General features: G+C 66.7%; 18 protein-coding genes, 3 tRNA genes and 1 other RNA gene. 17 read left to right on the forward strand and 5 right to left on the reverse strand.

Going from position 1 to position 14,816, the window contains the following annotated elements; genetic code table 11:
* Nucleotides 1-62: 62 nt before the first annotated feature.
* From FB548_RS07040 to FB548_RS07055, 4 genes are all read left to right on the forward strand, one after another.
* Complete coding sequence (locus FB548_RS07040; protein ID WP_225590824.1) at nt 63-359, forward strand: HU family DNA-binding protein; 297 nt, start codon at nt 63-65, stop codon at nt 357-359.
* A 38-nt stretch (nt 360-397) separates the two neighbouring features.
* Nucleotides 398-472, forward strand: a tRNA-Val gene (locus tag FB548_RS07045).
* A gap of 84 nt (nt 473-556) precedes the next feature.
* Nucleotides 557-633 (forward strand) — tRNA-Asp (locus FB548_RS07050).
* Between the two features lie 166 nt (nt 634-799).
* Nucleotides 800-2,776, forward strand: coding sequence for a peptidyl-prolyl cis-trans isomerase (locus tag FB548_RS07055; protein WP_142123984.1), 1,977 nt, complete (start codon nt 800-802; stop codon nt 2,774-2,776).
* Nucleotides 2,777-2,848: 72 nt separating this feature from the next.
* On the opposite strand, the gene FB548_RS07060 is transcribed toward FB548_RS07055, so the two are convergent.
* Together FB548_RS07060 and gloB are read right to left on the reverse strand one after the other, a co-directional pair.
* Nucleotides 2,849-3,937 carry a lytic transglycosylase domain-containing protein gene (locus FB548_RS07060; RefSeq protein WP_255470407.1) on the reverse strand — a complete coding sequence of 363 codons (1,089 nt, stop codon included), beginning with the start codon at nt 3,935-3,937 and terminating at the stop codon, nt 2,849-2,851.
* 107 nt (nt 3,938-4,044) lie between these two features.
* Nucleotides 4,045-4,824, reverse strand: a complete 780-nt coding sequence (gene gloB, locus FB548_RS07065) for a hydroxyacylglutathione hydrolase (RefSeq protein WP_142123985.1) — start codon at nt 4,822-4,824, stop codon at nt 4,045-4,047.
* 60 nt (nt 4,825-4,884) lie between these two features.
* Here gloB and FB548_RS07070 point away from each other — a divergent pair, with 60 nt between their 5' ends.
* The 4 genes from FB548_RS07070 to dnaQ are packed head-to-tail and all read left to right on the forward strand — an operon-like array spanning nt 4,885 to nt 7,295.
* A complete protein-coding gene (locus tag FB548_RS07070) occupies nt 4,885-5,541 on the forward strand; it encodes a methyltransferase domain-containing protein (RefSeq protein WP_142123986.1) in 657 nt (218 codons plus the stop codon).
* A gap of 19 nt (nt 5,542-5,560) precedes the next feature.
* On the forward strand, nt 5,561-6,010 hold the full coding sequence (gene rnhA / locus FB548_RS07075; protein ID WP_142123987.1) for a ribonuclease HI: 450 nt from the start codon (nt 5,561-5,563) through the stop codon (nt 6,008-6,010).
* Entirely contained in the window at nt 6,007-6,567 is a 561-nt protein-coding gene (locus FB548_RS07080; RefSeq protein ID WP_255470353.1) for a GNAT family N-acetyltransferase, read from the forward strand. The genes rnhA and FB548_RS07080 overlap by 4 nt, the downstream gene beginning before the upstream one ends.
* Nucleotides 6,567-7,295 (forward strand): DNA polymerase III subunit epsilon, encoded by a 729-nt coding sequence (dnaQ, locus tag FB548_RS07085; protein WP_142123988.1) that lies wholly within the window; start codon nt 6,567-6,569, stop codon nt 7,293-7,295. Before FB548_RS07080 ends, dnaQ begins: the two co-directional genes overlap by 1 nt.
* 15 nt (nt 7,296-7,310) lie before the next feature.
* On the opposite strand, the gene FB548_RS07090 is transcribed toward dnaQ, so the two are convergent.
* A complete protein-coding gene (locus tag FB548_RS07090) occupies nt 7,311-8,015 on the reverse strand; it encodes a PP2C family serine/threonine-protein phosphatase (RefSeq protein ID WP_142123989.1) in 705 nt (234 codons plus the stop codon).
* A gap of 215 nt (nt 8,016-8,230) precedes the next feature.
* Here FB548_RS07090 and FB548_RS07095 point away from each other — a divergent pair.
* Nucleotides 8,231-8,321, forward strand: a tRNA-Ser gene (locus FB548_RS07095).
* A gap of 118 nt (nt 8,322-8,439) precedes the next feature.
* Nucleotides 8,440-8,847, forward strand: a complete 408-nt coding sequence (locus tag FB548_RS07100; protein WP_142123990.1) for a DUF6165 family protein — start codon at nt 8,440-8,442, stop codon at nt 8,845-8,847.
* 12 nt (nt 8,848-8,859) lie between these two features.
* On the opposite strand, the gene FB548_RS07105 is transcribed toward FB548_RS07100, so the two are convergent.
* Nucleotides 8,860-9,906 carry a glycosyltransferase family 9 protein gene (locus FB548_RS07105; protein ID WP_142123991.1) on the reverse strand — a complete coding sequence of 349 codons (1,047 nt, stop codon included), beginning with the start codon at nt 9,904-9,906 and terminating at the stop codon, nt 8,860-8,862.
* Between the two features lie 19 nt (nt 9,907-9,925).
* On the opposite strand from FB548_RS07105, the gene FB548_RS07110 reads away from it, so the two are divergent.
* Genes FB548_RS07110 through FB548_RS07140 form a run of 7 tightly spaced genes read left to right on the forward strand, consistent with a single transcriptional unit; the run spans nt 9,926 to nt 14,629 of the window.
* A complete protein-coding gene (locus FB548_RS07110; protein WP_142123992.1) occupies nt 9,926-10,675 on the forward strand; it encodes a 3-deoxy-D-manno-octulosonic acid kinase in 750 nt (249 codons plus the stop codon).
* 1 nt (nt 10,676) lies between these two features.
* Nucleotides 10,677-11,429, forward strand: a complete 753-nt coding sequence (locus FB548_RS07115) for an MBL fold metallo-hydrolase (protein WP_142123993.1) — start codon at nt 10,677-10,679, stop codon at nt 11,427-11,429.
* Entirely contained in the window at nt 11,426-12,439 is a 1,014-nt protein-coding gene (moaA, locus tag FB548_RS07120; RefSeq protein ID WP_255470358.1) for a GTP 3',8-cyclase MoaA, read from the forward strand. The genes FB548_RS07115 and moaA overlap by 4 nt, the downstream gene beginning before the upstream one ends.
* Before the next feature lie 15 nt (nt 12,440-12,454).
* Nucleotides 12,455-12,937, forward strand: a complete 483-nt coding sequence (gene moaC / locus FB548_RS07125) for a cyclic pyranopterin monophosphate synthase MoaC (protein ID WP_142123994.1) — start codon at nt 12,455-12,457, stop codon at nt 12,935-12,937.
* On the forward strand, nt 12,934-13,179 hold the full coding sequence (gene moaD / locus FB548_RS07130) for a molybdopterin converting factor subunit 1 (RefSeq protein WP_185742021.1): 246 nt from the start codon (nt 12,934-12,936) through the stop codon (nt 13,177-13,179). Before moaC ends, moaD begins: the two co-directional genes overlap by 4 nt.
* Before the next feature lie 2 nt (nt 13,180-13,181).
* A complete protein-coding gene (locus FB548_RS07135) occupies nt 13,182-13,610 on the forward strand; it encodes a molybdenum cofactor biosynthesis protein MoaE (RefSeq protein ID WP_255470359.1) in 429 nt (142 codons plus the stop codon).
* Nucleotides 13,607-14,629 (forward strand): beta-propeller fold lactonase family protein, encoded by a 1,023-nt coding sequence (locus FB548_RS07140; protein ID WP_142123997.1) that lies wholly within the window; start codon nt 13,607-13,609, stop codon nt 14,627-14,629. The genes FB548_RS07135 and FB548_RS07140 overlap by 4 nt, the downstream gene beginning before the upstream one ends.
* Before the next feature lie 40 nt (nt 14,630-14,669).
* On the opposite strand, the gene ffs is transcribed toward FB548_RS07140, so the two are convergent.
* An RNA gene (gene ffs / locus FB548_RS07145) (signal recognition particle sRNA small type) lies at nt 14,670-14,766 on the reverse strand.
* Nucleotides 14,767-14,816 lie beyond the last annotated feature (50 nt).

The following is a 14,816-nucleotide window of genomic DNA, read 5'->3' on the forward strand; positions in this document are numbered from 1 at the left end:
ATATAACGACCGGTTCCCGTGAGGCAAGCGATGCCCCGTGGTTCCGGTTACTCATTCCGCGGTTGTGCCGCAAAGGGAGTTACTCAATGAACAAAACCGAATTGATCGATGCCGTCGCCGACGAAGCCGAAGTGTCCAAGGCCGAAGCTGGCCGCGCCGTCGACGCCGTCATCTCCAGCATCACCAAGGCCCTCAAGAAGGGCGACACCGTGACGCTGGTCGGCTTCGGCACCTTCCAGGTCCGCAAGCGTGCAGCACGCACGGGCCGCAACCCGAAGACCGGCGACACCATCAAGATCAAGGCGTCCAAGAACCCGGCCTTCAAGGCTGGCAAAGCCCTGAAGGATGCCGTAAACTAACCGACTCGCTGCCGATGGCAGGGTGCGTGATGCACCTGGGGTGCTTAGCTCAGCGGTAGAGCGTCTCCCTTACACGGAGAGGGTCGGGGGTTCGAAACCCTCAGCACCCACCACTTCGGGGCGGTGCAAGGTTAAAAAATTTGCAGGATGGTCTAGCGGAAACCGCGCAAATCGTCTTACAATGTTTGTCTCAGCGCGGAGTGGTAGTTCAGTCGGTTAGAATGCTGGCCTGTCACGCCGGAGGTCGCGGGTTCGAGTCCCGTCCACTCCGCCATTACACCCGGAAAGCCCGCGAAAGCGGGCTTTCTGCTTTCTGTACATGTCACGCCGCATTGTGGCCGGGGAAGTGCTCCCCGACGGCGGGATCCGCCGGGTGGCGAGACGCCGTTGTCCCGGCACGCTAAACTTCGCGGCTGAAAGAATCCGAGCCCCGTGCACACATGCTGCAGAAACTCCGCGACAAAACCTCCGGCTGGGTCGCCAGCCTGATCCTGGGCCTGCTGATCATTCCGTTCGCCTTCGTCGGCGTGAACGAGTACATGACCGGTGGCACCGCCAGCGACGTGGCCCTGGTCGAAGCGCCGCCGACGTGGTGGGAGTCGGCACCACAATGGTGGCCGGCTTCGATGCTGTGGCAGCGCGAGGAAGTCACCCAGGATGAATTCCGCGCCGCATTCGAGCAGGCGCGCCAGCAGCAGCGACAGGCACAGGGTGAAGCGTTCGATCCGCGCGAGTTCGAGAGTGTCGACAACAAGCGCAAGGTGCTCGAGCAACTGATCGACCAGAAGGTGCTGGCGCTGGCGTCCAAGCGCGCCGGTATCGTCGTGGGCGATGCAGCCGTGCAGAAAATGATCCTGAGCGAGCCCGCGTTCCAGATCGATGGCAAGTTCAGCCAGGAGCAGTACCAGATGCTGCTGTCGTCGCAGGTGCCTGCGATCTCCCCGCTGAAGTTCCAGGAAGACCAACGCGAACGGTTGCGCATGATGCTGGTGCCCCAGGCGATCAGCGATTCCGACTTCGTCACCGAGGGCGAGCAGGAGCGCATGTGGAAATTGCTGGGCGAAACGCGCGACATAGGCATTGCCCTGTTGCCGCCGGCCGCGGAAGACGCCACGCCCGTCAGCGATGCGGATATCAAGGCTTGGTACGACGGGCACAAGGACGACTTCAAGCAGCCGGAGCAGGTCTCGCTGGAGTATCTGGAAATCAATGGTGCCGCGCTGCCGGTCGCAGCAGTGGCCGACGAGGCTGCATTGCGCAAGCGCTACGACGCGGAGAAGTCGCGTTTCGTTTCGCCCGAGCAGCGCGTCGTCGCGCACATCCTGATCGCGGTTGACGCTAACGCCGATGCCGCCACGCAGAAGAAGGCGGAAGAAAAGGCTGCTGCACTGGCCAAGCAGGCACGTGAAGGCGCCGACTTCGCGGCGCTGGCGCGCGCCAATTCCGAGGACCCGGGTTCGAAGGACCTGGGGGGCGAGCTGCCGCCGTTCGCGAAAGACGGTTCGATGGTGAAGCCCTTCGAGGACGCCGCGTTCGCCATGCAGGCCGGTGAGATTCGCGGGCCGGTGAAGAGCGACTTCGGTTACCACGTGCTGCAGTTGAAGCAGGTCACGGGCGGTACCGGTCGCAGCTTCGAGGAAGTGCGCGAGGAACTGGCGGCGGAAGAAGCCAACAGTGAGCGTGATCGCGCGTTCAACGACCTGGCTGGCCGTGTGGTCAATGAAACGCTGAAGAATCCGACCGCGCTCGCCCCCGCCGCGCAGGCCACGGGGCTGCCGCTGCAGAAGGTCGGTCCGTTCTCGCGCACCGATCCCCAGGGCATCGCGACCGTACCGGCCGTGTTGCGTGCCGCCTTCTCGGACACGCTGGTCCAGGACGGCACCATCAGCGATCCGATCGAGATAGCGCCCAACCACAGCGTCGTCATCCGGGTCACCCAGCACACACCGGAACAGGCGCTGCCGATGGACAAGGCGCGTGACGCCGTAGTGGTCGCCATCCGTGCCGATCGCCGCGAGAAGGCCGCCCAGACGGCAGCGGACGCGCTGGTCGCACGTGTTGAGAAGGGCGAATCGCTGGCGACCATCGCTGCGGCCGATGGCCTTCGCTACAACGAGCTGCCCGGCCTGCGTCGTGGCATGCCGATGCCGACGGCCGAGGCGAACGAAGCGATCTTCGCCGCTGCGCGCCCGGCTGGGGGCAAGGTGACGGCGGGCAAGGTGGCGCTGGGTGATGGTGCATACGCCATCTTCACCGTCAACAAGGTGACGGAAGGCGCGATTGCCGACATGCCGCCCGAAGAACGCGCGACGATGCAGCAGCAAATGACGCAGTTGAACGGCGGCATTGCGACACAGGCGTACGTCGATGCGCTGCGCAAGCGTTTCAAGGTCGAAGTGTTCGAAGAGCGGCTCTGACTGAGCCGGGCATCCCTCGCTCCATGAAGAATCCCGCCGAACGGCGGGATTTTTTTCAGCCCGGCCCGCGTATCAGGCCGGATCGTCGTCCAGCTTCAGCACCATGCCGGGGCGAAGGACGGCGTCCACTTTCAGGCCATTCACGCGCAGCAGGTGCGCGGTGGGAATGCCGTACCGGCGCGCGATGGCCCAGGCCGACTCGCCGCTTTTCACAACGTGCGTGCGTGAAGGCGCGGGTTCGCTGCCAGGCATGTCCGCGCTGGCTACGGCGGGTGGAGCGGCAGGGGTGTCACTCACGCCGGTTGCGCTGTCGTCGCCGGTGATGGCGGGCGCGAGCAATCGCAAGGGCTTCGTTCCGCGGCTGAAGCGGCCTGCAAGCGCAGGATTGAGGCGTTTGAGAAGCGTGGCGGGTTGTTGCTGGCTGCGCGCCCAGGATTCCAGTGTGGCATCCCCTGGCAGCGTGTGTGCCGCCAATCGTGGTACCGGGCGGTCCAGCTGTCGGAGCCATGCATCGCGGTCGTCGGCCTGCTGGAAGATGCAGGCAAGCGCGTGCAGCTTCTCCACGTAGGCGTACGTGATGCCGGAGAGGCCGGGCAATTCCGCCGGCTTTGCATTGCGTGCGTTCATGCCTGCGCGGCGCATGGATTGCAGCACCCGGTATTCCCCCGCGTTGTAGGCCATCACCGCCAGCCTCCAGTCGCCGCCGAACATGCCGTGCAATGTCTTGAGGTAGCGGATGGCCGCCTGCGTGGAGTCCACCGGAGACAGCCGTCCATCGTAGCCCTCGCGCATGGGGACGCCGTGGTTGCGGGCCGTGATGCCGATGAATTGCCACAGCCCCGCTGGGCCGCTGGGGTTGCGCGCACCGGGCTTGTAGCCACTTTCGACGAACGGGATGAGCGCGAACTCGGTGGGCAGGTGGGCATCGCGCAGGGCATCGACCACGTAGCCGAACAGCGGCAGCAGGTCTTCCTGTGCGCTGGCGAGCTGGCCTGGCGCATGGCTGAAGTGCTTTTTCCAGCGACCATTCGTTGCCTGGCTGTCGCACTCCGGATCGGCGAGCCCATCACGGAAGCGCTGGTAGATATCCAGGCCGCTGCGCTGGTGCTTGGCGGGCAGGCTCGCGGGAGCAAGCGGATCGACCGCTGGCGCTTCTGGCATTGGCGCCTGCGTCTCGACGGAGGGCGCAGGATCGGTGGCCATCACTGGGTGGGCGATGATGGCCAGGCCGGCGGCGAGGATCGCCCGGTGCATTCGGTTGCGTCTGCTCATGCGCGAAAATCGTTCTTCCATTGCCTCAGTGTCGCGAACGTTTCCACCCGGTCGGCAGGCGGCCTTCCAAGGCGATGCGTGACCGCCTCATGCACGGCTTCGTCGTCCACCCGCAGGAAGGGATTGGTTGCCACCTCGCTGGCTAGCGAGGTGGGCAGGGTGGGGCGGCCGGCATGGCGCATGGCGCGGGCTTCCTGGATGCGTAGGCGCAGTGCCCGGTTGTGCGGGTCCACGGTTTCGGCGAAAGCGGCGTTGGCCAGGGTGTACTCATGGCCGCAACAGACCAGCGACGGGCCCGGCAAGGCGGCCAGGCGTTCCAGCGATGCGAGCATCTGCGCCGGCGTACCTTCGAACAGTCGACCGCAGCCCAGGCTGAACAGGGTATCCCCGCAGAACAGGTGGGGAGGACCCTCGCTGCCTCCCCCGTGGAACGCGATATGGCTGCGGGTGTGGCCGGGGACCGACAGTACCGACAGTCGCCAACGCTTCACCTCGACCACGCTGCCGTCGCCCACGCGCTCCGTGGCATCGGGAATGCGTTCGTCTTCAGGCGCGAACACCGGCAGCGTCGGCCAGCGGTCCCGCAGCGCGGCAACACCACCCGCATGGTCGGCGTGATGGTGGGTGATCAGCACCGCAGCGGGCCACAAGCCGTTGCCGGTGGCCGCCAGCACAGGCGCCGCGTCGCCGGGATCCACCACGAGCGCGTCGCCGTCGTCGTCGACCAGCGCCCAGATATAGTTGTCGTCGAAGGCGGGCAGGGCAAGCAGGCGCATCGGCGGACGGGCTCCAGGCGGGAACGGACGGCCGGGCGCGGCGTCCTCTACAATCCGAACATGCCTGCCTTCGCGTTTACCCGTCAACCCGATGCCCTGGCGTGGTTCGGGACGGGCTGCGGCGGGCCGATCCTCGCGTCGGAGCATGCTCGGGTGAACCAGGCGCTCACCAGTCGCATCCCCCAGCCCTGGCTCTGGGTATTGCCGGAGGGCGCAGACCCGTCCATCACCGTCCCCGCGACGCGCGGGTTGCGGCTGAGGGCGACAGCGGGCTCGCACCGCCTGTCCGGGCCCGTCCAGTGCGGGTTGCCCTTGCCGCTGCCAACCGAGGCCGTGGGCGTGATTGTGCTGCAGCACACGCTGGACGCTGGCGATCCGCAACCGCTGTTGCAGGAATGTGCCCGGGTGCTGGAACCCGGGGGGCGCCTGTGGTTGTTCGTCCTCAACCCATGGAGCCCGTACCGCTTGCGCTGGCGCGGCAGCGGGTTGAAGCCGCGTGCGCTGGACCAGTGGCGCCTCCAGTTGACGGCGGCGGGGCTGACGATGTCGCAGCACGTGCTGTACTACGGCCCGGTCTGGCGCGGCATGCCGGACGCCCCCGGCAACGGCCCTGCGCCGTTCCGCGCCGCCCGCCTGCTGGAGGCGGAGAAGCGCGTGGCCGGCCTGATCCCCCCCGCGCCGGTGGCGCGCGCGTGGCGCACCGCGCCCGCAGCCTGACATTCGACCAAGAGGACACATGAAGCACGTCAGCATCCATACCGATGGTTCCTGCCTGGGCAATCCAGGCCCAGGTGGCTGGGCAGCGCTCCTGCGCTACGGCGAAAAGGAACGCGAAGTGGTCGGCGGCGAGGCGCAGACCACCAACAACCGCATGGAGCTGATGGCTGCCATCGCTGCGCTGGAAGTGTTGACGGAAGGCTGCGAAGTCACGCTGCACATCGATTCGCAATACGTCCGCCAGGGCATCACCGAATGGATGCCCGGCTGGGTGCGGCGCGGCTGGAAGACCGCCGGCGGCGATCCGGTGAAGAACCGCGACCTCTGGGAGCGCCTGCACGCGGCCACGGCTCGCCACAAGATCGACTGGAAGTGGGTCAAGGGCCACAACGGCGACCCCGACAACGAACGCGTGGACGTGCTTGCGCGCAACGCGGCCGTACGTTTCCGCAGCGGCGCCGTGGCGTGACCGCGCCGCTCCTGCCGGGACAGGTCGTCGCCCAGACAGACCGATTGCGCCTGTACGCCATGTCCGATGACGCGCACGCCGACGCAGCGCTGATGCTGGCACTGCTCAACGATGCCGCCTTCATCCGCAACATCGCGGACCGTGGCGTACGCACGCTGGAGCAGGCGCGCGACTACTTGCGGAACGGCGCCCTGCGCAGCTATGCGGAACATGGGTTCGGGATGTACGCCGTCCAGCTGAAGGACACCGGGGTGCTGATCGGAAACTGCGGGCTGGTGCGGCGAGAGGGTCTGGATGGGCCGGACCTGGGCTATGCACTGCTGCCAGATCATTGCGGCCGGGGCTACGCAGGCGAGGCGGCGCGCGCGGTGATCGCCGATACGAGGGCCCGGCTCGGCATCTCCCGGCTGCAGGCCATCGTCAATCCGGACAACGCAGCCTCCATCGGCCTGTTGCAGAAGCTGGGATTCGAATTCGAGAGAATGGTCGCCTTGCCGCACGTCGAGCATGCGCTCGACCTGTTTCACCTGAACGTCCCTACGGAAGCCAACGCCTGATGCGCCAGATCATCCTCGACACCGAAACCACCGGCCTGGAATGGAGGAAAGGCAACCGGGTGGTCGAAATCGGCTGCGTCGAACTGCTGGAACGCAGACCCACCGGGCGTACGTACCACCAGTACATCAACCCGCAGCGCGAATTCGAGCAGGGAGCGGCGGAAGTCACCGGGCTCAGCCTGGAGTTCCTCTCCGACAAGCCGCTCTTCGCCGCCATCGCGGACGAGTTCCTGGCCTTCATCGACGGTGCGGAGCTGGTGATCCACAACGCCGCCTTCGACGTGGGCTTCCTGGATTACGAGTTGTCGCGATTGGGCGAGCACTACGGCCGCCTGGCCGACCGCGTCACCGTCGAAGATTCGCTGCTGCTGGCGCGGCAACGCTATCCCGGCCAGCGCAACTCGCTGGACGCGCTCTGCAAGCGGCTGGGCGTGGACAACACCCACCGTCAGCTGCACGGCGCCCTGCTGGACGCCCAGCTGTTGTGCGACGTGTACCTGAACCTCACCGCCGGCCAGAGCGAAATCGGGTTCGGGGGAGCGGAAGATGCAGCGCCCGGAACCTCCACGATGGTCGTGCATCAGTTCGATTCGGCCATTGCAGGCGCGCGTCCGCGCGTGTCGCCAACGGCGGACGAACTGGCCGCGCACGAAGCGCGCCTGGCGACCCTGCGGAAGAAGGCGGGTGGGCGGTGCCTGTGGGACCCGCCCGCATTCGAGGCCGGTTGAGCGGCCCTTGATGCGTCAGTGGCAACGCACCAGGACGGCAGTGACGTTGTCCGAACCGCCGCCATCCAGCGCGGCGGCGATCAGGGTATCCACGCATTCCTGGGCGCTGCAGTCGTCGTACTTCAACGTCGCGGCGATGCTGCGGTCATCCACTTCTTCGGTCAGCCCATCGCTGCATAGCAGGAGCTGCATGCCGGGCCGGAGTTCGCCGGTCATGGTTTCCACGTTGAGATGGTTGGGGTCGGTGACGCCCAAAGCCTGGGTGACGACATTGCGGTGGGGGTGGGTGCGGGCCTGCTCGCTGGTGAGCGCGCCCTGCGCGATCAGTTCCTGCACGTAGCTGTGGTCCTGGCTCAGTTGCGCCAGTTGGCCTTCCCGCCACAGGTAGGCGCGGCTGTCGCCGACCCACGCCACTTCGAACCGGTTGCCCTGGATGCGGGCGGCCACCACGGTGGTGCCCATCGGCAGGGTGTCGTTGCGGCGGCGCGACGTGCGGATGATCTCCTCGTCGGCGATCCGAATGGCCTGGGCCAGCGGCGTGCCGTCGCGGATCTCGCGCACGATGGTCTCCCGCGCAAGCGCGCTGGCCACCTCACCGCAGGCATGGCCTCCCATGCCATCGGCCACCAGCCAGAGCCCGAGCTCGCTGTCGCCGTAGTAGGTGTCCTCGTTGAGCTCGCGCCGGAGCCCGACGTGGGAGATGTGGCCGAATTCGATCATGGTGCCCTGTCTGTTCGGACGGATTTCGCCTATCCGGTCTTACGCAATGATCCGGTCGGACAGGACATCGGGCAAGGTTGATGTGCTTCCAAAGGGCAACAAGGGTTCATCCAGGTGCAGGCGGAGTGACGAGGTGATGCGGATCGGGGCCGTCGGCTTGTCCGGATGCGGTCCGCCACGTATCATTCACGGCCCCGGGGAAGCCCGGGGCCACCGGAGAGGTGGCAGAGTGGTTGAATGTACCTGACTCGAAATCAGGCATACGTTAATAGCGTATCGAGGGTTCGAATCCCTCCCTCTCCGCCAGTTTCAAGAAAGCCCCCGCAAGGGGGCTTTTGCATTGCTGGGCGTGGAATCCAGCGCCCCCGCGGCTGCCCGCGCAAGCGGCTGCGCCTAGAATGGCATTCTTTGCCCGGGAGCCGTCATGTCCGAAATCCTCGTCCCCGTTTCCTTCGGTGAGCTGCTGGACAAGATCGCCATTCTCCAGATCAAGTCCGAGCGCATGAGCGACCCCGCCAAGCTCGCCCACGTGCGCGATGAACTGGCTGCGCTGGAACACAGCTGGATGGCGCATCCGGTCGCCGGCCACAACATCGCCGAACTGCGGGCCCAGCTGAAGGCCGTCAACGAGCGCCTGTGGGTGATCGAGGATGATGTACGCCTGAAGGAGAAGGCGCAGGCATTCGACGAGGATTTCATTCGCCTGGCCCGCAGCGTCTATATCGAGAACGATGAGCGGGCGCGGATCAAGAAGGCGATCAACCTCGCGCTGGGGTCCAGCTACGTGGAAGAGAAGTCGTACCAGGACTACCGGGGCGGCAGCACGTCCTGACAGGACCCCGGGCTACCCGTCAAGATCGTTGCGGCGACGTTCGAAGGCGGCGATGGCGTCTTCCACGGTGATCAGTTCCATCACGCCATCGTGCTCGATCTTGGTTCCCCACTTCAGTGCCGCGGCCGGCCGGCCCTTGTAGCGGCGCGCGGCATCATCGTAGCGATCCACGCAATAGCGGATGCTGGAGTAGGGGCCGCTGCGAAGCGGGTTGCTGGCTGCATGCAATCCCAGCACGGCCGTACCCATCGCGTTGGCGATGTGCATGGGACCGGAATCCGGCGTCATCACCAGGTCCGCGCGCGCCAGCAGGGCCGGCAGCTGCTTGAGGGTGTCCTTGCCTACCAAGTCCAGTGCCGGCGAGCGCATGGCCGAGATGATCGCGTCGGCAGTGCGTCGCTCCAGGTCGCTGCGGCCTCCGCACACCACGACGCGCCAGCCCTGCGCGACGGCGTGGTCGGCCACTGCGGCGTAGCGGTCGGCGTACCAGTTGCGCCGTTCGTGGCTGGAGCAGGGCGAAATCACCAGCGTGCGTTGCCCGTCGGCGCTCCACTGCGCGGCCGCCCAGGCGTGCGCGTCAGCGGGTACCGGTAGGTCCCACACCACATCGGTCTGTTTCAGGCCGAGGGGTTCGCAGAAGCTTCCGATCGCGTCGAGCACGTGGATGCCGGGCCGGTCAGGGATGCGTTCGTTGATGACGATGCCATGCAGGTCCTTCGAGCGGCTGCGGTCGTAGCCGATCCGGCGCCTGGCAGGAATGAAGGCGGACAACAGGTTGGCGCGCAGCGCTACCTGCATCTGCAGCAATGCGTCGAATCCTCCGGCAGGCAACGCGCGGCGCAAGGCCCGCATGCCGGCCAGCCCGGTCTTCTTGTCGTAGGTGTGGAAGGTCACGCCCTCCAGTCCTTCAAGCAGCTTGAATCCGCCCTTGTCGATCACCCAATGCAGGTTCACCCGGGGCCAGTGCCGCTGCAGGGTGCGCACCAACGGCACGACATGGGTCACGTCGCCGAGTGCGGACAGGCGAAGCAGGCAGAGTGATTGGGGAATCGTGGACAAGTGTTGTTAGACTCGCTGGATGGTCGGATTTGACGCCTCGGAATCCCTGACGCCGTTCCGCGAAGGCAGCGGATACGGTGCGATTCTGTTCGACCGCAAACACCTGCGGCAAGCGGATCCCGACTGGTTCGCACCGGAAAAGTGGGGAGACCGCGCCCGTCCGGTCGACAGTGGTGGGCGGGGCGGGGCCTGGTTCATCGATGCACCCTCCAGCCAGTGCGTGCTGCGCCACTATCGGCGTGGCGGCCTGGCCGCGCGTTTCAGCCGGGACCGCTACCTCTGGCACGGCCCGGACCGCACACGCAGTTTCGCCGAATTCCGGCTGACGCGCGCGCTGCTGGCGCGCGGACTGCCGGTGCCACGCCCGGTGGCCGCGAGTTATGTGCGCGACGGCATGTTCTATCGCGCCGCCATCCTTCTGGAGCGCGTGATGGAGGTGCGCACGCTGGCCGACATCGCGGGCCAGACCGATGGCCATGCGCCATGGGAAAGCACCGGCAAGCTGGTGGCGCGCTTCCATCGCGCGGGCTTGGACCACGCCGACCTCAACGCACAGAACATCCTCTTCGACGGGAGCGGGCATGGCTGGCTGATCGATTTCGACCGCGGCCGGTTGCGCATCCCGGCCACGGCTTGGCGCGAGCAGAACCTGGCGCGGCTCAAGCGCTCCCTGCTCAAGCTGCGCGGCGAACGCAGCGCGGACGAAGTGGATCACGAGTTCGCGCACCTGCGCCGCGCCTACGACCTTGCCTGGTCGCGAGGCTACTGACATGGACTGGGCGCTACGCTTCCTGGGCGTCGGCAACGCCAGCGCCGTCGAACTCGGTTCGGCCATGGCCTCGCTCGAACGCGGTGGGCAGCCCTGGCTGGTGATCGACTGCGGCGGCGAAGGGCTGACGGCGTACCAGGCCCGCTATGGCGCGATGCCCGATGCGGTCTTCGTCACCCACCTGCACCTGGACCATGTCGCCGGTTTCGAACGCCTGTTCGTGGCCAGCTATTTCGACGCCGCGCGGCGGGGCAAGGTCCGCCTCTATGTCCCGGCACCGTTGGTGCCGCTGCTGCATCAGCGCATCGCCAGTTACCCGAATGTATTGGCCGAGGGCGGTGCGAACTTCTGGGATGCGTTCCACCTGGTGCCGGTGGGCGACGCGTTCTGGCATGACGGCCAGCGGCTGGAGGTGTTTCCCGTGCGCCATCACTGGCCTGATACGGCATTCGGACTGCGTCTGCGCGGCAGCGTGGTCTGGACCGGCGACACGCGCCCGATCCCGGAGATGCTGGCGCGCCACGCCGATGCCGGTGAACTGATTGCCCACGACTGCGCGCTGCACGGCAACCCTTCGCACAGCGGTATCGACGATCTGGAACGCGAATACCCGGCGTCCTTGCTGGCCCGCTGCGTGCTGTACCACTACGCGAGTGCGGAAGAAGGTGTGGCACTGCGCGCCCGTGGTCATCGCGTGGCGATGCCCGATGAGGTGATCCCGCTGGCGCAGCCCCTCCCGACGATGCTGCCGTGAATATCTCCGCACTGCCACGTGATCTCCTGGGACGGCCGTTGCACGACCTGCGCCTGTCGGTCATCGATGCCTGCAATTTCCGGTGCGGCTACTGCATGCCGGCCGACCGCGTGCCCGAGGACTACGGTACCGACGCCTCGCAGCGGCTTTCCTTCGACGAAATCGAAACGCTGGTCCGCGCCTTCGCACGGCTCGGCGTGCGCAAGCTCCGGTTGACCGGTGGCGAGCCGCTGCTGCGCAAGCGGTTGCCCGACCTGGTGCGGCGACTGGCGGGCATCGCTGGACTTGAAGACATCGCGCTGACCACCAATGGCATGTTGCTTTCGACACAGGCGCGTGCGCTGCACGATGCGGGCCTGCGGCGCATCACGGTCAGCCTGGATGCATTGGACCCCGAAGTGTTTGCCGATATGTCGGGGCGACGCGGACAGGTAGGCGATGTGCTGGCCGGTATCGAGGCGGCCACGGCGGCCGGGTTCACCCACCTCAAGATCAACGTCGTCGTCCAGCGTGGCGTCAACGAAGCGCAGGTGCTGCCGCTGGTCGAACGCTTCCGCGGCACGGGACACGTGGTACGTTTCATCGAGTTCATGGATGTCGGCGACAGCAATGATTGGCGTCGCGACCGGATGGTTCCGTCCTCCGTGCTGCGCGATCGGATCGGCGCGCGCTGGCCGCTGCATGCGCTGCAGGCGGATTATCGCGGCGAAGTGGCCGAACGCTATGCCTTCGACGACGGGGGCGGTGAACTCGGTTTCGTCAGCTCCGTCAGTACCCCGTTCTGCGGCGACTGCCACCGGGCACGCGTGTCGGCCGATGGCCGGCTCTTCACCTGCCTGTTCGCCTCGGAAGGCGCCGACCTGCGCGCGATGGTGGGACAGGGCGAGGAGGTGCTGGCCGCGCATGTCGCGGGGCTATGGAGCGCACGCGGCGACCGCTACAGCGAACTCCGCGGCAGCCCGGAAGTGCGGGACCGGCGGCGTGTCGAGATGTATCTTATCGGCGGTTGAATCATCAGGATCCGCATGCCTCGCAAAGCCCTGACCCATCTGGACGCCGACGGCCGACCCGCGATGGTGGATGTATCCGGCAAGGAAGCCACCGCACGCGAAGCGCGTGCCACCTGCCGCGTACGCTTCCCGGCGGAGGTCGCACGCCAGCTCAGGCAGAACCGCTTGCGCAGCGCGAAGGGCGGCATTGTCGACACCGCCATCATCGCCGGCACGATGGCCGTGAAGCGCACCCACGAGCTGATCCCGTTCTGCCATCCGCTGCCGATCGACGGCTGCCGGTTGACCGTGGACTGGGACGGGGAGTCCGCGCTGCGCATCGATTGCCACGTGCGCACAGTCCACCGGACCGGCGTGGAGATGGAAGCGCTCACCGGCGCCACGATCGCCGCGCTGACGGTCTATGACATGTGCAAGGCGTTGTCGCATGCCATCGTTCTGGGTCCCGCGAAGCTGGTGGGCAAGCGGGGCGGCAAGCACGACGTGGGAAGGATCTGATGGTCACCGTGACATTGCTCTATTTCGCCAGCCTGCGCGAGCGCGCAGGCGCTGCCAGCGAGACGGTCGATACCAGCGCCCATGATCTCGCCGGGCTCTATGCCGAAGTGCAGGCACGGCATGGCATCGCCTGGCCGCGCGAACATCTGCGGGTGGCGATGAATGGCGAGTTCGCCCACTGGCGTGATGCACCCACGGAGGGCAGCGAGATCGCCTTCATTCCCCCGGTGAGTGGAGGCTGAGGGTGCACAGTTTCCGACTCTCCGAGGTTCCACTCGACGTGCCCACACTGCGCGGGTCCCTCATCGATGCGCGCGCCGGCGGATATGCCAGCTTCGAGGGATGGGTGCGTGATCATCATGCCGGGCGTGCGGTGGATGGCCTCGACTACGAAGCCTATGCCGCCTTGGCCGAGATCGAGGGCGGGCGCATCCTGGCCGAAGCGATGACGCGGTTCGATGTGGTGGCGTCGAGCTGCGTGCATCGCGTGGGCGCGCTCGCTATAGGGGACCTGGCGGTATGGGTGGGTGTGAGCGCTGCGCACCGCGGCGCCGCGTTCGATGCCTGCCGCTACATCATCGATGAAGTGAAGCAGCGCGTCCCGATCTGGAAGCGGGAGCATTACCGTGAGGGTGATGCGGACTGGCTGCATCCGATGGGAGACGGGCCTTGAGTCCCCTGCGAACCGTTCTTCTTTCTGCGGGTCTGGCTGCGGTCACCTGCCTCGCCGCGCAGGTCGGTCGCGCGGCGGAACTTCTTGTCGGCAACAAGTCCGCGGATACCGTCTGGCGCCTGTCGTTGCGCGACGGGCGCAGGATCGGCGAGTTCCGCACCGGCGCGGCGCCGCACGAAATCGCGGTGGCGCCGGATGGCCGTCTCGCCGTGGTGACGAATTACGGTGCCGCGGAATCTGGCAACTCGCTTTCGGTGCTGGACCTGCGGGGCGGCAAGCCAACGCGCTCCATCGATCTTGGACAGCACAGCGCCCCGCACGGGCTCCGTTTCCTGCCGGACGGCCGTCAGGTGCTGGTCACCACCGAAGGATCGGCCAGCCTGCTGGTGGTCGACGTGGCGAGCGGCGAGATCGTGCGCGAGATCGAAGTGGGCGGCGGCACCGGGCACATGGTGGCGGTGTCGCCAGACGGGCATGTGGCCTATCTCACCAAGATCCAGGCCGGCACGCTGAGCCGCATCGACCTACAGACGGGCGTGAAGACCGTGGAACGGCCTGCCGGGAAGGGCGCGGAGGGTGTCGCGGTCCGCCCCGATGGCGCCGAAGTCTGGGTGACCAATCGCGAGGACGGCACCATCACCGTGCACGACCCCCGGACGCTGGTCGTCAAGCGGCGCATGAGCAGCAAGGGTTTCCCCATCCGGGTCGTGTTCTCGCCCGATGGCGCACTGGCATTCGTCACCAATGCACGGGCGGCGACACTGGCCGTATTCAACACGCGCACCCGGGTGCCGGTGGCCTCCCTGTCGTTGTCGCGCGAGGACATGACCTATCAGCCCACGATGCTGGGCAATGCTGCGTTGCCGATCGGGATTGCAGTCGCGGCGGACCGCCCGCGTGCCTATGTCGCGATCAGTGGCGGCGACAGGATCGCGGTGATCGACACGCAGCGCTGGCAGGTGGTCGACTACTGGGTCACCGGCCGCGAACCGGATGCGCTGGGCATCGTCGCGGATTAGGGAGTGATTCCCCGGGGATCGCATGCCCGAAAAGGCGGTGACCCCGCCGGCTGGCCTCGGCGCCCGCGTCAGTCGATACCGTTGCTGCCTTCCGGCCCTGGCGGAGTTTTCAACCTAGCGTCGCGAGGGGCCGACGGGGCCACCATAGAAAACGAAACCGCGCTCGGGCGCGGCTGCGTCGTTCATC

It is taken from the genome of Pseudoxanthomonas sp. 3HH-4 (assembly GCF_006716465.1).
Lineage (GTDB): Bacteria > Pseudomonadota > Gammaproteobacteria > Xanthomonadales > Xanthomonadaceae > Pseudoxanthomonas_A.